The following is a 14,443-nucleotide window of genomic DNA, read 5'->3' as shown; positions in this document are numbered from 1 at the left end:
GTCCCGGTTTCAGTCGTAGGAATGTAGGAATTGGCGCTGGGTTTCCCCGACGATCTTCTACTTTTCGCCGATTTTGTCGCTTCAGTCCTTTATTGAAACGATTTGTTGAGGCCTTTATTTACGCCTTACAAAATGTTGCGCATGAACAAGCGAGCGTTAAAGCAGTCTGTTCTGCATCGAATTTATTTACCGAGGCGCCCTGGCGCATCGCTACTTTGAGATAGCCGTCCTCCATGTTTGGTTCCAACGACGACAAGAAGAGTCCAGCTGCGGCTGGCGAGAAAAAAGGCCTGTTCGGATGGCTGCGCAAAAAGCCGCAGGAAACCGTCGTCGAACAGCCACAGGTTCAGCCTGAGCCGATTCCAGAGCCCATTATAGACGCTGAGCCGCCCGCGCCAGTGGTGTTGCCGATGGCCGAGCCGGTGTTGCAACCGTTGGTTGAGCCTGCGCCTGCGCCAGAGCCAGAGCACAAACCGTGGTTGGAACTGCCGGTGGCTGAAGAGCCTGTGGCACTGGTTGAAGATGTACAAGCCGAGCACGTCACGCCGCCGATTCCTGTGGTCATTGAGCCGGTTTCAGTGGTAGTCGAAGCGCCTGCGCCCGTCACTGTTGAGCCAGAGCCAGAGCCAGAGCCAGAGCCAGAGCCAGAGCCAGAGCCTGTTGTCGTTGCCGCCCCCGCCATTATCGAGCCGCCGGTCGCCCCGGAGCCCGTTGTTGCTCCCGCTGAAACCAGCAAAACCGGCTTCTTCGCCCGCCTCAAGCAAGGCCTGAGCAAAACCAGCGCCAGTATCGGCGAAGGCATGGCCAGCCTGTTCCTGGGCAAGAAGGTTATTGATGACGAGCTGCTGGAAGACATCGAAACCCGTCTGTTGACCGCCGACGTGGGCGTCGAAGCCACTGCCGTGATCATCCAGAGCCTGACCCAGAAGGTTGCGCGCAAGCAGTTGACTGACGCCGATGCGCTCTACAAATCCCTTCAGGCCGAACTGGCTGCGATGCTCAAGCCGGTGGAAGCGCCGCTGGTGATCACGCCGAACAAGCCGTTCGTGATCCTGGTCGTCGGCGTCAACGGCGCCGGCAAAACCACCACCATCGGCAAGTTGGCCAAGAAGCTGCAGTCGGAAGGCAAAAAAGTCATGCTCGCCGCCGGTGACACCTTCCGCGCCGCTGCCGTGGAGCAGTTGCAGGTCTGGGGTGAGCGCAACAAGATCCCGGTCATCGCCCAGCACACCGGCGCCGATTCCGCCTCGGTGATTTTCGATGCCGTGCAGGCTGCCAAGGCCCGTAACATCGATGTGTTGATCGCTGATACCGCCGGTCGCCTGCACACCAAAGACAACCTGATGGAAGAGCTGAAGAAAGTGCGCCGCGTAATTGGCAAGCTCGACGCCGACGCCCCGCACGAAGTGCTTCTGGTGCTCGACGCCGGCACTGGCCAGAACGCCATCAGCCAGGCCAAACAATTCAACCAGACGGTGCAACTGACCGGCCTGGCATTGACTAAGCTCGACGGCACGGCCAAGGGTGGTGTGATCTTCGCCCTGGCCAAACAGTTCGGGTTGCCGATTCGTTATATCGGTGTCGGTGAAGGTATCGACGACCTGCGCACCTTTGAAGCCGAACCCTTTGTACAGGCACTTTTCGCCGAGCGGGAGCGTTCATGATTCGATTCGAACAGGTCGGTAAACGCTACGCCAATGGGCATGTGGGCTTGCATGAGCTGAGCTTTCGAGTACGGCGTGGCGAGTTTCTGTTTGTAACCGGCCACTCGGGCGCCGGTAAAAGTACGCTGTTGCGGCTGTTGCTGGCGATGGAGCGCCCGACCACCGGCAAGCTGCTGCTGGCCGGCCAGGATCTGGCCACCATCAGCAATGCACAGATCCCGTTCCTGCGCCGCCAGATCGGCGTGGTGTTCCAGAACCACCAGTTGCTGTTCGATCGTACGGTGTTCAACAACATTGCTTTGCCGCTGCAGATTCTCGGCTTGTCCAAGGCTGAAGTCGTCAAGCGTGTGGATTCGGCCCTGGAGCGCGTGGCACTGTCGGACAAGACCGACCTTTACCCGGGCGACCTGTCCACCGGCCAACAACAGCGCGTCGGCATCGCCCGCGCCATTGTCCACCGCCCGGCCTTGTTGCTGGCGGACGAACCTACCGGTAACCTCGACCCGCGTCTGGCGGCTGAGATCATGGGCGTGTTCGAAGACATCAACCGCCTGGGCACCAGCGTATTGATCGCCAGTCACGACCTGGCACTGATCGCCCGTATGCGCCACCGCATGCTGACCCTGCAACGCGGCCGCCTGATCGGCGACGGGGAGGCTGGCGTATGAGTGCGACTCGCAGCCCCAAGGTTTCCGAGCGTGTGGCGCCAAAAGCCGCCGACCCGCAACCGCCGAAGAAAAAACGCGACGAAGATGATGGCCCGGATTTCGCCACGCTGCTGCGCGCCTGGATCGAAAGCCATCGTGCCAGCTTGGTCGACAGCCTGCGCCGCCTGGGCAAGCAGCCGATCGGCAGCTTTTTCACCTGCCTGGTAATGGCCGTGGCACTGAGCCTGCCGATGGGTTTGTCGCTGCTGCTTAATAATGTGGAGCGCCTGGGCGGTTCCTGGCAGCGCGCGGCGCAGATTTCGCTGTACCTGGACCTCGACACCAGCGCCAAAGATGGCGAGAACCTGCGCAACGACATCAAGAACCTGCCGGGCGTGGCGGATGCCGAATACATCAGCCGCGATCAGGCCCTTGAAGAGTTCCAGCAGCAATCAGGCCTGGGTGAGGCGCTTAAAGAGCTGCCGCAGAACCCGCTGCCGGGCGTGGTGCTGGTGACGCCGAACGAAGTCGACAAGCCAGCGCTTGAGGCCCTGCGACAAAAACTCGCAGAGATGCCCAAGGTACAACAGGCACAACTTGATCTAGTCTGGGTAGAGCGTCTGGCGGCCATTCTCAAGCTGGGCGACCGCTTTGTGTTCGGTCTCACGGTGTTGTTGGTGTCTGCATTACTTTTGGTGATAGGTAATACCATTCGTCTTCATATTGAAAACCGCCGCACCGAGATAGAAGTGATTAAACTGGTCGGCGGCACAGACAGCTATGTGCGTAGGCCTTTTCTGTACATGGGCGCGCTTTATGGCTTCGGTGCCGGGATTTTGTCCTGGGGCGTTTTGGCTTTTGGCTTGAACTGGCTCAACGACGCGGTAGTAGGGCTGGCCGGTTTGTACGGCAGCGATTTTGCCCTGGCCGGCGTGCCGGTCGCCGACGGTCTGAGTCTCTTGCTTGGTGCCGTCTTGTTGGGGTATATCGGTGCCTGGATTGCGGTCGCTCGTCATTTACGTGAGCTGGCACCGAAGTAGTTAATGTCAGATTAATGTGGTTTCGTTTGTATTGACCGTATTGGTGGTTTAGGGAACTTGTCCTACGGTTCCCGGTCAATTTTCGCAGTGCTGAACTGCACGAGTTATGTGAGTCGGAGGTTTTTTCGTATGACCACTTCTTTGCAACCTGCTTATGCTCTGGTCCCGGGTGCGAACCTGGAGGCCTATGTGCACACGGTCAACAGCATTCCATTGCTGACGCCCGAGCAGGAGCGTGAACTGGCCGAGAGTCTCTACTATGAGCAGGATTTGGGGGCGGCTCGGCAGATGGTGCTCGCCCACCTGCGTTTTGTCGTACATATCGCCCGTAGCTATAGCGGCTACGGGTTGGCCCAGGCTGACCTGATCCAGGAAGGCAACGTCGGCCTGATGAAGGCTGTAAAGCGCTTCAACCCTGAGATGGGCGTGCGCCTGGTATCGTTTGCCGTGCACTGGATCAAGGCGGAAATCCACGAGTTCATCCTGCGCAACTGGCGCATCGTGAAAGTCGCGACCACCAAGGCCCAGCGCAAGCTGTTCTTCAACCTGCGCAGCCAGAAAAAACGCCTGGCGTGGCTGAATAACGAGGAAGTCCACCGCGTGGCCGAAAGCCTCGGCGTGGAGCCGCGTGAGGTGCGCGAGATGGAAAGTCGCCTGACCGGCCATGATATGGCCTTCGACCCGGCCGCTGAAGCGGACGACGACAGCGCCTTCCAATCGCCGGCCAACTACCTGGAAGACCACCGGTACGACCCGGCGCGTCAACTGGAAGACGCCGACTGGAGCGACAACTCCAACCAGAACCTGCACGAAGCGCTGGAAGTGCTGGACGACCGTAGCCGTGACATCCTCTATCAGCGCTGGCTGGCTGAAGAAAAAGCCACGCTGCACGACCTGGCACAGAAGTACAACGTGTCGGCCGAGCGGATTCGTCAGCTTGAGAAAAGCGCGATGAACAAGCTGAAGTTGTCGATCGCCGCTTAAGACGCTGCGATAAGACAAAAAAATGCCCCGATCGAAAGATTGGGGCATTTTTGTTTGCAGTCGAAAATCTCAAGTTCAACTCGGTCCACTGTGGGAGCAGGCTTGCCTGCGATGAGGCAGTATCAGCTAACACATGGGTAGTTTGACCCACCGCTATCGCAGGCAAGCCAGCTCCCACATGGGTAGTGCAGTGTGTCAATCGGACCAGGGGGCTTTGCGGGAGTTATTCAATTCCACCAAGTAACCATCCCCACCCAACTGGCTCATCTGCTGCCGAATCCATGCCGCTCGCCGTGCCACATAGGCTGTTGGATGGCTGGCACTCCACACTCGAGGGTTGGGCAAAACCGCCGCCAGATAGCTGGCCTGCTGACGGGAAAGCGCTTTGGCACTCACGCCAAAGTGATGCCGCGCGGCGGCCTCTGCGCCAAACACGCCTTCATCCCACTCCACGCTATTGAGGTACACCTCAAGAATCCGCTGCTTGGGCCACAACACTTCGATCAGTGCGGTAAACCAGGCTTCCAGGCCTTTGCGCAGATAACTGCGACCGGTCCACAAAAACAGGTTCTTTGACACTTGCTGGCTCAGAGTGCTGGCGCCGCGAATCGAACCGCCGCGCTCGTTGTGCAGCAGCGCCGCCTGGATCGCGCCGAAGTCAAAACCCCAATGCTGCGGGAAACGCTGGTCTTCACCCGCCATTACCGCCACTTTCAGTTCGTCGGATATCTCATCCCACGGCACCCAGGTGCGCTGCACATCGATCGGCTCGCCGTCGATCCAGGATTCGATCTTGCGCTCCACCATCAACGCGGTGAACGGCGGCGGCACCACACGAAACAGCAGCACCAGCAGCACACTGCCGATGGCAAACCATTTAATGACTTTAAGAAAGCGCTTGAAGAGGAGACGCAGCATAGAGATGGCTTGGCCGAACCCGTTGAGCGGGCCATTATACAGACCCTGCCCCTCGAGTCTGACTGGAGTTCCTCATGCTGCGTAGCTTTCTGATGCTGGCTGCCTTTTTCGGCTTTACCGGCGTCGCCCTGGGCGCCTTTGCCGCCCACGGCCTGAAAAACCGCCTGAGCGCCGAGTACCTGGCGATCTTCCATACGGGCGTCACCTACCAGTTGGTGCACGCCCTGGCGCTGTTCGGCGTAGCGTTGCTGGCCGCGCATATTCCTGGCCGATTGGTCAGCTGGGCGGGCATCTCCTTTACCGTCGGCATCCTGCTGTTCTCGGGCAGTCTGTATGCGCTGACCCTGACCGGCATCAGCAAGCTCGGCATCATCACGCCGTTTGGTGGTCTGGCCTTCTTGCTCGGCTGGTTCTTCCTCGGTTTGACTGCGTGGCGTCTACAGGTAGCCTGACCAAGGGACTTGGGTCAGCCACGCTGATCGGGCTAGAATGCTGGCCCCTAAAAACGATGGCGGCCCGTGGCATGCGCATTCAGTTGAACGGCGAATCCTTTGAACTGCCCGACGGTGAAACCGTTGCGGCCCTGCTGACCCGTCTGGACCTGACCGGACGCCGAGTCGCAGTGGAGCTCAACCTGGATATCGTCCCGCGTAGCCAGCATGCCGAAACCGCGCTCACCGAAGGTGATCAGGTCGAAGTGGTCCACGCCATCGGCGGCGGCTAGCCGCCCGGCGCTCAAGGGCGTCAACCCGCATTCTGCAGAACCTCACCCCAATTCGAGGATTTCCCATGAGCATCGTTCGTAGCGACAAGCCCTTCGTCCTGGCCGGTCGTACCTACCAGTCCCGCCTGCTGGTTGGCACCGGCAAGTACCGCGACATGGAAGAAACCCGTCTGGCCATCGAAGCCTCGGGTGCCGAGATCGTGACGTTTGCCGTGCGCCGCACCAACCTCGGCCAGATCGAAGGCGAGCCGAACCTGCTCGAAGTGTTGTCGCCGGATCGCTACACCTTCCTGCCGAACACTGCCGGTTGCTACGATGCCATCGAAGCCGTGCGCACCTGCCGCCTGGCCCGTGAGCTGCTCGACGGCCACAACCTGGTGAAACTGGAAGTGCTGGCCGACCAGAAAACCCTGTTCCCCAACGTGATCGAAACCCTCAAGGCTGCCGAAACCCTGGTCAAGGAAGGCTTCGACGTGATGGTCTACACCAGTGATGACCCGATCATCGCTCGCCAATTGGCCGAAATCGGCTGCATCGCCGTGATGCCGCTGGCCGGCCTGATCGGTTCTGGCCTGGGCATCTGCAACCCGTACAACCTGCAAATCATCCTCGAAGAAGCCAGGATTCCGGTGCTGGTGGACGCGGGCGTGGGCACTGCCTCCGACGCTACCATCGCCATGGAGCTGGGTTGCGACGCGGTGCTGATGAACTCGGCCATCGCCCATGCCCAGCAGCCGGTCATGATGGCCCAAGCCATGCAACACGCAATCGTCGCGGGCCGCTTGGCCTACCTCGCCGGTCGCATGCCGAAAAAACTGTACGCCAGCGCCTCCTCGCCGCTGGATGGTCTGATCAAGTAAGAGCCATTGATGACTGAATCAAACGAAACGCCGAACACCGTGGAAGAAGGCGACGAGTCCAAGCACCGCCGCATCAAGAGTTTTGTGATGCGCGCCGGCCGCATGACCGAAGGCCAGCAAAAGGGCCTGGAGCAAGGTACGCCGCTGTTCGTGTTGGCATTGGCCGACGCGCCGGTGGACTACGACCAGGTGTTCGGCCGTTCGGCCCCGCGTTCCCTGGAAATCGGTTTCGGCATGGGCCACTCCCTGCTGGAAATGGCCGCGGCCGCGCCGGACCAGGACTTTATCGGGGTGGAAGTGCACCGCCCAGGTGTCGGCGCGCTGCTTAACGGCGTACTGACCCAAGGCCTGACCAACCTGCGAGTCTACGACTGCGACGCGATTGAAGTACTCAACCGCTGCATCGCCGACAACAGCCTCGACCGCCTGATGCTGTTCTTCCCGGACCCATGGCACAAATCGCGTCACCACAAACGCCGTATCGTCCAGGCTTCCTTCGCGGAGCTGGTGCGCAGCAAGCTGAAAGTGGGTGGCATTCTGCACATGGCCACAGACTGGGAGCCGTATGCCGAATACATGCTGGAAGTGATGGACGTAGCGCCTGGCTACCGCAACCTGGCCGAAGACGGCAAATGCGTGCCGCGCCCGGCCGAGCGCCCGATCACCAAGTTCGAACGCCGCGGCGAGCGACTGGGGCATGGGGTTTGGGATTTGAAGTTCGAGAAGGTTGACTGACAAGCCAATAGCCGGCTTGGAGTGCAATCAACTGTGGGAGCTGGCTTGCCTGCGATAGCATCACCTCAGTATCACAGATACACCGAGGTGCCTGCATCGCAGGCAAGCCAGCTCCCACAGTTGTTTTGTGTTGGGCTTTGGAATCAGCGGCGGTCGGCGACTACGCCAATCAACACCAGCACCACCACCAACACTGGCGCCAAACTGTAGTTATTAAACTGGCTCAGCCCCCGCACAATCCAAGGCGTGGCATACAGCAAGGCTGCGCCGCTGCCGATCATGCATACCAGCGCCATCAACGGTACGCGCAATGCTCCGGCGATGCTGCCCAAGCGGCCTTCGATCCAGCCTTTGATATCCGCGCCAAACAACACCAGCAAACAACCGACAAGGGCCAGGGAGATTTCCGACAGGTTGCTACGGCTCCAGCGGGACACGGTGGCGAGCAGGTCGAGTACCAAATCCATGTGATTTCCTTAGAGCGTCAGCTCAAAAACTTCTGCAACAGGTCATTGAGAAAGAGTTGCCCACGGTCGGTGGCCGCCAGGCGTGACGGTTCGACCTGCATTAAGCCACTTTGTTCTGCCTCCTGGCGGCCTTCGTCGAGGCTGGCCAGGTCGAGGCCGGTGCGTTCGGCGTACAGCTTGGATTCAACGCCTTCGGTGAGGCGCAAAGCGTTCATCAGGAACTCGAACGGCAGCTCCTCATTGGTCAGTTCTTTCGCCCCGGCCTGGAAACTTTTTGCCGGGTTGAGGTAGTCCTTTGGCGCCCGGGTTTTCCAGGTGCGCACGATGCGCCCGTCCGGATGGCTGAGCTTGCCGTGGGCGCCCGCGCCGATGCCGATAAAGTCGCCGAAGCTCCAGTAATTCAGGTTATGCCGTGCCGGGCGGCCCGGTTGGGCATAGGCCGACACTTCATATTGCGCGTAACCGTGTTCGGCCAGCAGTGCCTGGCCAGCTTCCTGAATGTCCCACAGCGTGTCGTCTTCCGGCAGCGCGGGCGGCTGGTTCCAAAATACGGTGTTGGGTTCCAGCGTCAGCTGATACCAGGACAAGTGCGTTGGCTTCAATGCGATGGCCTGGCGCAAGTCGCTCAGGGCATCGTCCAGTGACTGATCGGGCAAGCCGTGCATCAAGTCCAGGTTGAAGTTATCGAACCCGGCCTGGCGTGCCATGCCGGCGGCGCGTACGGCTTCATCGCCATTGTGGATACGGCCCAGGGCTTCAAGCTTTTCCTGCTGAAAGCTCTGGATGCCGATGGACAGGCGATTGATCCCCAGCTTGCGGTACGCCACGAACTTCTCTTGCTCGAAGGTGCCAGGGTTGGCTTCCAGGGTGATTTCGATGTCGTTGGCAAACGGGATACGGGCTTGCACGCCTTTGAGCAGGCGCCCCAGCGCGGCGGCGCTGAACAGGCTGGGCGTGCCGCCACCGAAGAAAATCGAGCTTAGTTCACGGCCGTAAACCGCATGCAGGTCTTGATCAAGGTCGGCCAGCAATGCGTCTACGTACTCTTCTTCCGGCAGCACTTTGCTGGCGGTGTGGGAGTTGAAGTCGCAATACGGGCATTTGCGCACGCACCACGGGATGTGGATGTACAGCGCCAGGGGCGGCAGCACCGACAAGGCCGCCCGAGGCGTTTGCGCGCCGCCGTGGATCAGCGGCTGCGCAGAGGTGTTTTGGGTCATTTCAGGCTCAGGCGTTGGCGCAGCAAATCCATTGCGCGGGCGCGGTGGCTGATCTGGTTCTTGTCGGCCGGGCTCAGTTCGGCGCTGGAGACATTGCGCTCCGGCACCCAGAACAGCGGGTCATAGCCAAAGCCATGCTCGCCACTGGCGGCATGCAGGATGCGCCCGTGCCACAGGCCTTCGCACAGAATCGGCAACGGGTCATCAGCGTGGCGAACCAGCGCCAGCACGCAGACAAACTGTGCGCCGCGCATCGCGTCCGGCACGTCCTTGAGGGCGTCCAGCAGTTTGGCGTTGTTGGCCGCGTCGCCTTTGCCATCGGCATACCGCGCCGAGTAGATGCCCGGTGCGCCGCCGAGGAAGTCCACGGCCAGGCCCGAGTCGTCCGCGAGTGCCGGCAGGCCGGAGATGCGTGCGGCATTGCGGGCCTTGAGGATGGCGTTTTCAACAAACGACAGGCCGGTCTCTTCCGGCTCTACCTGGCTGAACTCTCCGATCGAGCGCAGTTGCACGGAGTCGCCGAGCATGGCCTGGAGTTCTTTGAGTTTGCCGGCGTTATGGCTGGCCAGTACGAGTTGGGTGAGGTTCATTATTCGGCCGGGAAAAGTTCTTGGACAAAACTGAAACCGTGGGCCTTGCCGCCAGTTTCAACATTGATAGTGAAGGTCTTGAATTCTTGTTGCGGCACTGAGTAAGGGGCCAGGTAATTGGTCACGCCTTTTTCGGTGATTTGCTTAAACGTCAGCACTTCACTCTTACCGCTCAAGTCCTTGATGGTGCCGGTGACTTGCGCCACCACAGGCGTCACGCCTTTGAACACCGACACATTGATCAAGCCTTTGTTCTTGCTGCGTACCACGCCCACCGCTTGAGCGGTTTCGGGTTGCAGGAAGCTGGAGGTAAAGGTGTTGTAACGCACGGTGATATCACCAAATTCTTTGGTGCGATTAGGGTCGATAACATCGGCGGCCATGGCGTTGGCGCCCAGCAGTGCAGTCAATAAAAAAATAGCCAAACGACTCATAAGCGTCCCTCTTGAAATAATTAGACGGCAATCTTGTGGTCGGTCAGGCCAGGGCTGCTGACCCGGTAGATACCAATTTCGCCCAACAGATTAGGCCATAGCTTACTCGCCCACCCATGGCGGTGCTGTTGATCGACGGCAAGGCGGTTGATCACCTTGGCTTCACGCTCGCCGCACAGGGCTTCGAAGTCTTCAAACGTACAGAAGTGGATGTTCGGCGTGTTGTACCAGGTGTATGGCAGGAAGTCCGAGACCGGCATGCGGCCCTTGGTCGCCAGGTACCAGCGGCAGCGCCAGTGGCCGAAGTTGGGGAAGGTAATGATGCACTGACGGCCCACGCGCAGCATCTCGTCGAGGATGCGGTCCGGGTAATGCACCGCTTGCAGGGCCTGGGTCATCACCACGATATCGAAACTGTTGCTGGCAAAGTTGCCCAGGCCCTTGTCCAGGTCCTGCTCGATCACGTTGATGCCCTTGGCCACGCACTGGGCGATGTTGTCCGGGTCGTTTTCCAGGCCATACCCGGTGACTTGCTTGTTGTCGCGCAGCCAGCTGAGCAGTTCGCCATCACCGCAGCCCAGGTCGAGCACGCGGCTGCCGGCGGGGATCCAGTCTTGGATGATTTCCAGGTCGGCTCTCATGGCGTTCTCACAAAGTAATGCGGTTCATGTAGTTGCTGAAAGCCTGCAGGTAGCGTGGGATCGGAATCAGGAAGGCGTCATGGCCTTGCGGAGCATCGATCTCGAGGTAGCAGACGTCTTTGCGTGCGGCCATCAAGGCGTCCACCAGTTCACGCGAACGCGCTGGCGAGAAGCGCCAATCGGTGGTGAATGACATCACGCAGAACTTGGCCGTGGCGTGCTCGAAGGTTTTCGCCAGGTCGTCGTCGTGGTTGGCGGCCGGGTCGAAGTAGTCCAGCGCCTTGGTCATCAGCAAGTAAGTGTTGGCGTCGAAGCGCCCCGAGAACTCCTCGCCCTGGTAACGCAGGTAGCTTTCGACCTGGAACTCGACACTGTGGAAGTCGTAGTTGAGCTTTTCGCTCTTGAGCCCACGGCCGAATTTTTCGCCCATGGAGTCATCGGACAGGTAGGTGATATGCCCGACCATCCGCGCCAGCATCAAGCCGCGCTTGGGGATCACACCGGCTTCCTGGAACGAACCGCCGTGGAATTCGGGGTCGGTGAGGATGGCCTGGCGTGCCACTTCGTTGAACGCGATGTTCTGCGCCGACAGTTTTGGGGCCGAGGCGATGGCCAGGCAATGGCGCACGCGATCCGGATAAGAGATGGTCCATTGCAGCGCCTGCATGCCGCCCAGGCTGCCGCCGATCACGGCGGCCCATTGGTTGATGCCCAGCAAGTCGGCAAGGCGCGCCTGGCTGTGCACCCAGTCTTCCACGGTCAGCACCGGGAAGTCGGCGCCGAACGGCTTGCCGGTTTCCGGGTTGAGGCTGCTCGGGCCGGTGGAACCATTGCAGCCGCCGAGGTTGTTCAGGCTGACCACAAAGAATTTGTTGGTGTCGATGGGCTTGCCGGGGCCGATGCAGCTGTCCCACCAGCCGGGCTTGCGCTCGTCGGCACTGTGAAAGCCAGCGGCGTGATGATGGCCGGACAGGGCGTGGCAGATCAGCACGGCGTTGCTCGCGGTGGCGTTCAACTGGCCGTAGGTTTCATAGATCAGGTCGTAGGCAGGCAGCGAACGGCCGCAGGCCAGGGCCAGCGGTTCGCTGAAGTGCGCCACTTGGGGCACGACCAGTCCAACAGAATCGGGGGGGAAGGCAGCTGGCATCGACCCTGCTCTCGTTTAAATGAGGCGTAAGTCTAAAGAGCGGTGACCCCAGCGGCAAGCAAAGGCCTGCACCAGTACGCAGATACAGATATCAGCACTGGCTTGTGTGGGAGCTGGCTTGCCTGCGATTGCATCACCAAGGTGAGACTGATACACCGAGGAGCCTGCATCGCAGGCAAGCCAGCTCCCACCTATCAGATCAGGCCGAACAGCTCTTTAGGCATGAACGCATAGTAGGCCAAGCGCGGAATCACCCAGCTTTGCAGCAGCTGGATCGCGATAAACGCGAAGATTGGCGAGATATCCAGGCCGCCCAGGTTCGGGATCAGGCGACGGAACGGTGCCAGCACCGGTTCGGTGATCTGGGCTACCAACTCAGCACCCGGGCTGCGGCTGCCGGGTGCGACCCACGACAGAATCACGCTGATGATCATTGACCAGAAAATGATCTTCAAAAACAGCGAGAAGATTCCGATCAAGCCCCATGGCAACAGCAGCACGGTGAACGCCTGGTAGCCGTTGAGCATCAGGATCACCACAAACAACAGGATTTGCAGCAGCAGTGCCAGCACCAGCGAGGACATGTCCAGGCCGAACATGCTCGGCACTACCCGGCGCAGTGGCTTGAGCAGCGGTTGGGTGGCCTTGACCACGAATTGGCACAGCGGGTTGTAGAAGTTCGCCCGCACCAGTTGCAGGATAAAACGCATCAGCACGATCAGCAGGTACAGGCTGCCCAAGGTCTGGATGATGAAAATGGCAGCGTCATTGATTCCGAGCATGTTTGATTACCTTGGTAAGGGATGACTATTTGCCCAGTTGCTCAGCCATCTCGGCTGAACGGTGTGCTGCGGCACCCAGTGCTTTTTCCACCAGGGCTTCAAAGCCCCCGGCCTGGAAGGATTCGATGGCGGCCTGCGTGGTACCGCCTGGCGAGGTCACGCGACGGCGCAACTCGGCGGCGTCCACAGCGCTTTCTACCGCCATGTTCGCGGCGCCCAAAGCAGTTTGCTCGGCCAGTTGCTCGGCGACTTCATGGGGCAGGCCGAGTTTGACGCCGGCGGCGGTCATGGCTTCGATCAGCAGGAAGAAGTAAGCCGGGCCGCTGCCGGACACGGCGGTGACCGCGTCCAACTGCTGCTCCTGTTCCAGCCACACGGCCAGGCCCACGGCAGACAGCAGTTCCTGAGCCTGGTCGCGCTGCTCGGCAGTCACCTCGGAGGTGGCGTACAAGCCGCTGACGCCCTTGCGCAGCAGTGCCGGCGTATTGGGCATGCAACGCACGATCGGCTGGGCACCGAGCCAGGTGTTCATGCTGGCGCAGGTGATGCCGGCGGCGATCGACACCACCAGTTGGTGCGGTTGCAGGCTCGGGCGCAGGCTTTCGCACACGGCCTTCATGGCTTGCGGTTTTACCGCCAGCACGATCACGTCGACGCCCTGGATGGCCTCGGCGTTATCGGCAAAGGTTTCGATACCGTGCTCGGCGCTGACGCGGGTGCGGGTCTCGGCGCCGGGGTCGCTGGCGCGGATCTGCGTGGTTTCCAGGCCCTTGGCCCGCAGGCCGCCGATCAGGCTGGCCGCCATGTTGCCGGCGCCGATAAAGGCTATACGCGTGTTGCTCATGACAGGTCCTTACTTAGAGGGATGTCAGCCATTTTACGGCTGGCCGTAGTCGCGGGCGCCAAACAGGGCGGTACCGATCCGCACCCAGGTGGCCCCTTGGGCGATGGCCGACTCAAGGTCGTGGCTCATGCCCATGGAAAGTGTGTCCAGCGGCAGGTTCAGGCTGGCTTGCAGGTCTTTTACCGCAGCGAAGGCTGCATCTTGTGCAGCGCGATCTTCAGTCGGCTCGGGGATCGCCATCAAGCCACGCAGCTTCAAACGCGGCAGGGCGCTGATTGCAGCGGCCAGGGCCGGCAGGTCGGCGGGTGTACAGCCGGACTTGCTGGCTTCGCCACTCACGTTGACCTGAATGCAGATATTCAGCGGCGGCAGGTCAGTCGGGCGTTGTTCAGACAGGCGTTGCGCGATTTTCAGGCGGTCCACGGAATGCACCCAGGCGAAGTGCTCGGCGATCGCACGAGTCTTGTTCGATTGAATGGGGCCGATGAAGTGCCAACTCAAGGGCAGGTCGGTTAATTCAGCCTGTTTGCCCAAGGCTTCTTGCAGGTAGTTCTCGCCAAAATCTCTCATCCCGGCGGCATAGGCTTCGCGCACGGCCTGGGCCGGTTTGGTCTTGCTCACGGCCAGCAGGTGGATGCTGCTTTCGTCACGTTGCACGGCGTGGGCCGCGGCGCGGATGCGCTGGCTAACCTGGCCAATGTTGTCTGCTATCGTCGACATTCAAGATGCACCCGTGGATATGGAGT

General features: G+C 60.3%; 18 protein-coding genes. 8 read left to right on the top strand and 10 right to left on the bottom strand.

Going from position 1 to position 14,443, the window contains the following annotated elements; translation table 11 throughout:
• Positions 1 to 233 precede the first annotated feature (233 nt).
• From ftsY to rpoH, 4 genes are all read left to right on the top strand, one after another.
• The gene (ftsY, locus tag HU759_RS28840) at positions 234 to 1,664 is read left to right on the top strand and encodes a signal recognition particle-docking protein FtsY (protein WP_186616991.1); all 1,431 of its coding nucleotides are present in this window, start codon (positions 234 to 236) and stop codon (positions 1,662 to 1,664) included.
• On the top strand, positions 1,661 to 2,332 hold the full coding sequence (gene ftsE / locus HU759_RS28835; protein WP_186616992.1) for a cell division ATP-binding protein FtsE: 672 nt from the start codon (positions 1,661 to 1,663) through the stop codon (positions 2,330 to 2,332). Before ftsY ends, ftsE begins: the two co-directional genes overlap by 4 nt.
• Positions 2,329 to 3,351, top strand: a complete 1,023-nt coding sequence (ftsX, locus tag HU759_RS28830) for a permease-like cell division protein FtsX (RefSeq protein WP_170036800.1) — start codon at positions 2,329 to 2,331, stop codon at positions 3,349 to 3,351. Before ftsE ends, ftsX begins: the two co-directional genes overlap by 4 nt.
• A 129-nt stretch (positions 3,352 to 3,480) precedes the next feature.
• Positions 3,481 to 4,335, top strand: a complete 855-nt coding sequence (gene rpoH, locus HU759_RS28825; protein ID WP_017139465.1) for an RNA polymerase sigma factor RpoH — start codon at positions 3,481 to 3,483, stop codon at positions 4,333 to 4,335.
• Positions 4,336 to 4,530: 195 nt separating this feature from the next.
• Here the strand turns inward: rpoH and mtgA are convergent, their stop codons facing one another.
• Entirely contained in the window at positions 4,531 to 5,253 is a 723-nt protein-coding gene (mtgA, locus tag HU759_RS28820; RefSeq protein WP_099550332.1) for a monofunctional biosynthetic peptidoglycan transglycosylase, read from the bottom strand.
• 74 nt (positions 5,254 to 5,327) lie between these two features.
• Here mtgA and HU759_RS28815 point away from each other — a divergent pair, with 74 nt between their 5' ends.
• From HU759_RS28815 to trmB, 4 genes are all read left to right on the top strand, one after another.
• Positions 5,328 to 5,705, top strand: a complete 378-nt coding sequence (locus HU759_RS28815) for a DUF423 domain-containing protein (RefSeq protein ID WP_056857688.1) — start codon at positions 5,328 to 5,330, stop codon at positions 5,703 to 5,705.
• Between the two features lie 71 nt (positions 5,706 to 5,776).
• Positions 5,777 to 5,977 (top strand): sulfur carrier protein ThiS, encoded by a 201-nt coding sequence (thiS, locus tag HU759_RS28810; protein WP_032865944.1) that lies wholly within the window; start codon positions 5,777 to 5,779, stop codon positions 5,975 to 5,977.
• Positions 5,978 to 6,042: 65 nt separating this feature from the next.
• Positions 6,043 to 6,837, top strand: coding sequence for a thiazole synthase (locus tag HU759_RS28805; RefSeq protein WP_017139461.1), 795 nt, complete (start codon positions 6,043 to 6,045; stop codon positions 6,835 to 6,837).
• Positions 6,838 to 6,846: 9 nt separating this feature from the next.
• Positions 6,847 to 7,572 (top strand): tRNA (guanosine(46)-N7)-methyltransferase TrmB, encoded by a 726-nt coding sequence (gene trmB / locus HU759_RS28800; RefSeq protein ID WP_186616994.1) that lies wholly within the window; start codon positions 6,847 to 6,849, stop codon positions 7,570 to 7,572.
• 143 nt (positions 7,573 to 7,715) lie between these two features.
• On the opposite strand, the gene HU759_RS28795 is transcribed toward trmB, so the two are convergent.
• The 9 genes from HU759_RS28795 to HU759_RS28755 form a co-directional block, all read right to left on the bottom strand.
• Positions 7,716 to 8,039 carry a DUF3392 domain-containing protein gene (locus HU759_RS28795; protein ID WP_017139459.1) on the bottom strand — a complete coding sequence of 108 codons (324 nt, stop codon included), beginning with the start codon at positions 8,037 to 8,039 and terminating at the stop codon, positions 7,716 to 7,718.
• 17 nt (positions 8,040 to 8,056) lie between these two features.
• On the bottom strand, positions 8,057 to 9,259 hold the full coding sequence (hemW, locus tag HU759_RS28790; RefSeq protein WP_138450792.1) for a radical SAM family heme chaperone HemW: 1,203 nt from the start codon (positions 9,257 to 9,259) through the stop codon (positions 8,057 to 8,059).
• The gene (rdgB, locus tag HU759_RS28785; RefSeq protein ID WP_049711104.1) at positions 9,256 to 9,852 is read right to left on the bottom strand and encodes an RdgB/HAM1 family non-canonical purine NTP pyrophosphatase; all 597 of its coding nucleotides are present in this window, start codon (positions 9,850 to 9,852) and stop codon (positions 9,256 to 9,258) included. Before rdgB ends, hemW begins: the two co-directional genes overlap by 4 nt.
• The gene (locus tag HU759_RS28780; RefSeq protein ID WP_138813460.1) at positions 9,849 to 10,283 is read right to left on the bottom strand and encodes a DUF4426 domain-containing protein; all 435 of its coding nucleotides are present in this window, start codon (positions 10,281 to 10,283) and stop codon (positions 9,849 to 9,851) included. The genes rdgB and HU759_RS28780 overlap by 4 nt, the downstream gene beginning before the upstream one ends.
• Before the next feature lie 20 nt (positions 10,284 to 10,303).
• The gene (gene metW, locus HU759_RS28775) at positions 10,304 to 10,924 is read right to left on the bottom strand and encodes a methionine biosynthesis protein MetW (protein ID WP_016972957.1); all 621 of its coding nucleotides are present in this window, start codon (positions 10,922 to 10,924) and stop codon (positions 10,304 to 10,306) included.
• Positions 10,925 to 10,931: 7 nt separating this feature from the next.
• Positions 10,932 to 12,071 carry a homoserine O-acetyltransferase gene (locus tag HU759_RS28770; RefSeq protein WP_138450794.1) on the bottom strand — a complete coding sequence of 380 codons (1,140 nt, stop codon included), beginning with the start codon at positions 12,069 to 12,071 and terminating at the stop codon, positions 10,932 to 10,934.
• A gap of 194 nt (positions 12,072 to 12,265) precedes the next feature.
• Positions 12,266 to 12,853, bottom strand: a complete 588-nt coding sequence (locus HU759_RS28765; RefSeq protein ID WP_017139454.1) for a YggT family protein — start codon at positions 12,851 to 12,853, stop codon at positions 12,266 to 12,268.
• 25 nt (positions 12,854 to 12,878) lie between these two features.
• Positions 12,879 to 13,697, bottom strand: a complete 819-nt coding sequence (proC, locus tag HU759_RS28760; protein WP_169987580.1) for a pyrroline-5-carboxylate reductase — start codon at positions 13,695 to 13,697, stop codon at positions 12,879 to 12,881.
• Positions 13,698 to 13,730: 33 nt separating this feature from the next.
• Positions 13,731 to 14,417, bottom strand: a complete 687-nt coding sequence (locus tag HU759_RS28755) for a YggS family pyridoxal phosphate-dependent enzyme (protein ID WP_099550335.1) — start codon at positions 14,415 to 14,417, stop codon at positions 13,731 to 13,733.
• Between the last annotated feature and the right edge of the window lie 26 nt (positions 14,418 to 14,443).

Source organism: Pseudomonas sp. OE 28.3 (assembly GCF_014268205.2).
Taxonomy (GTDB): domain Bacteria; phylum Pseudomonadota; class Gammaproteobacteria; order Pseudomonadales; family Pseudomonadaceae; genus Aquipseudomonas; species Aquipseudomonas edaphica.
This window is presented reverse-complemented; position numbering and strand designations above follow the sequence as displayed.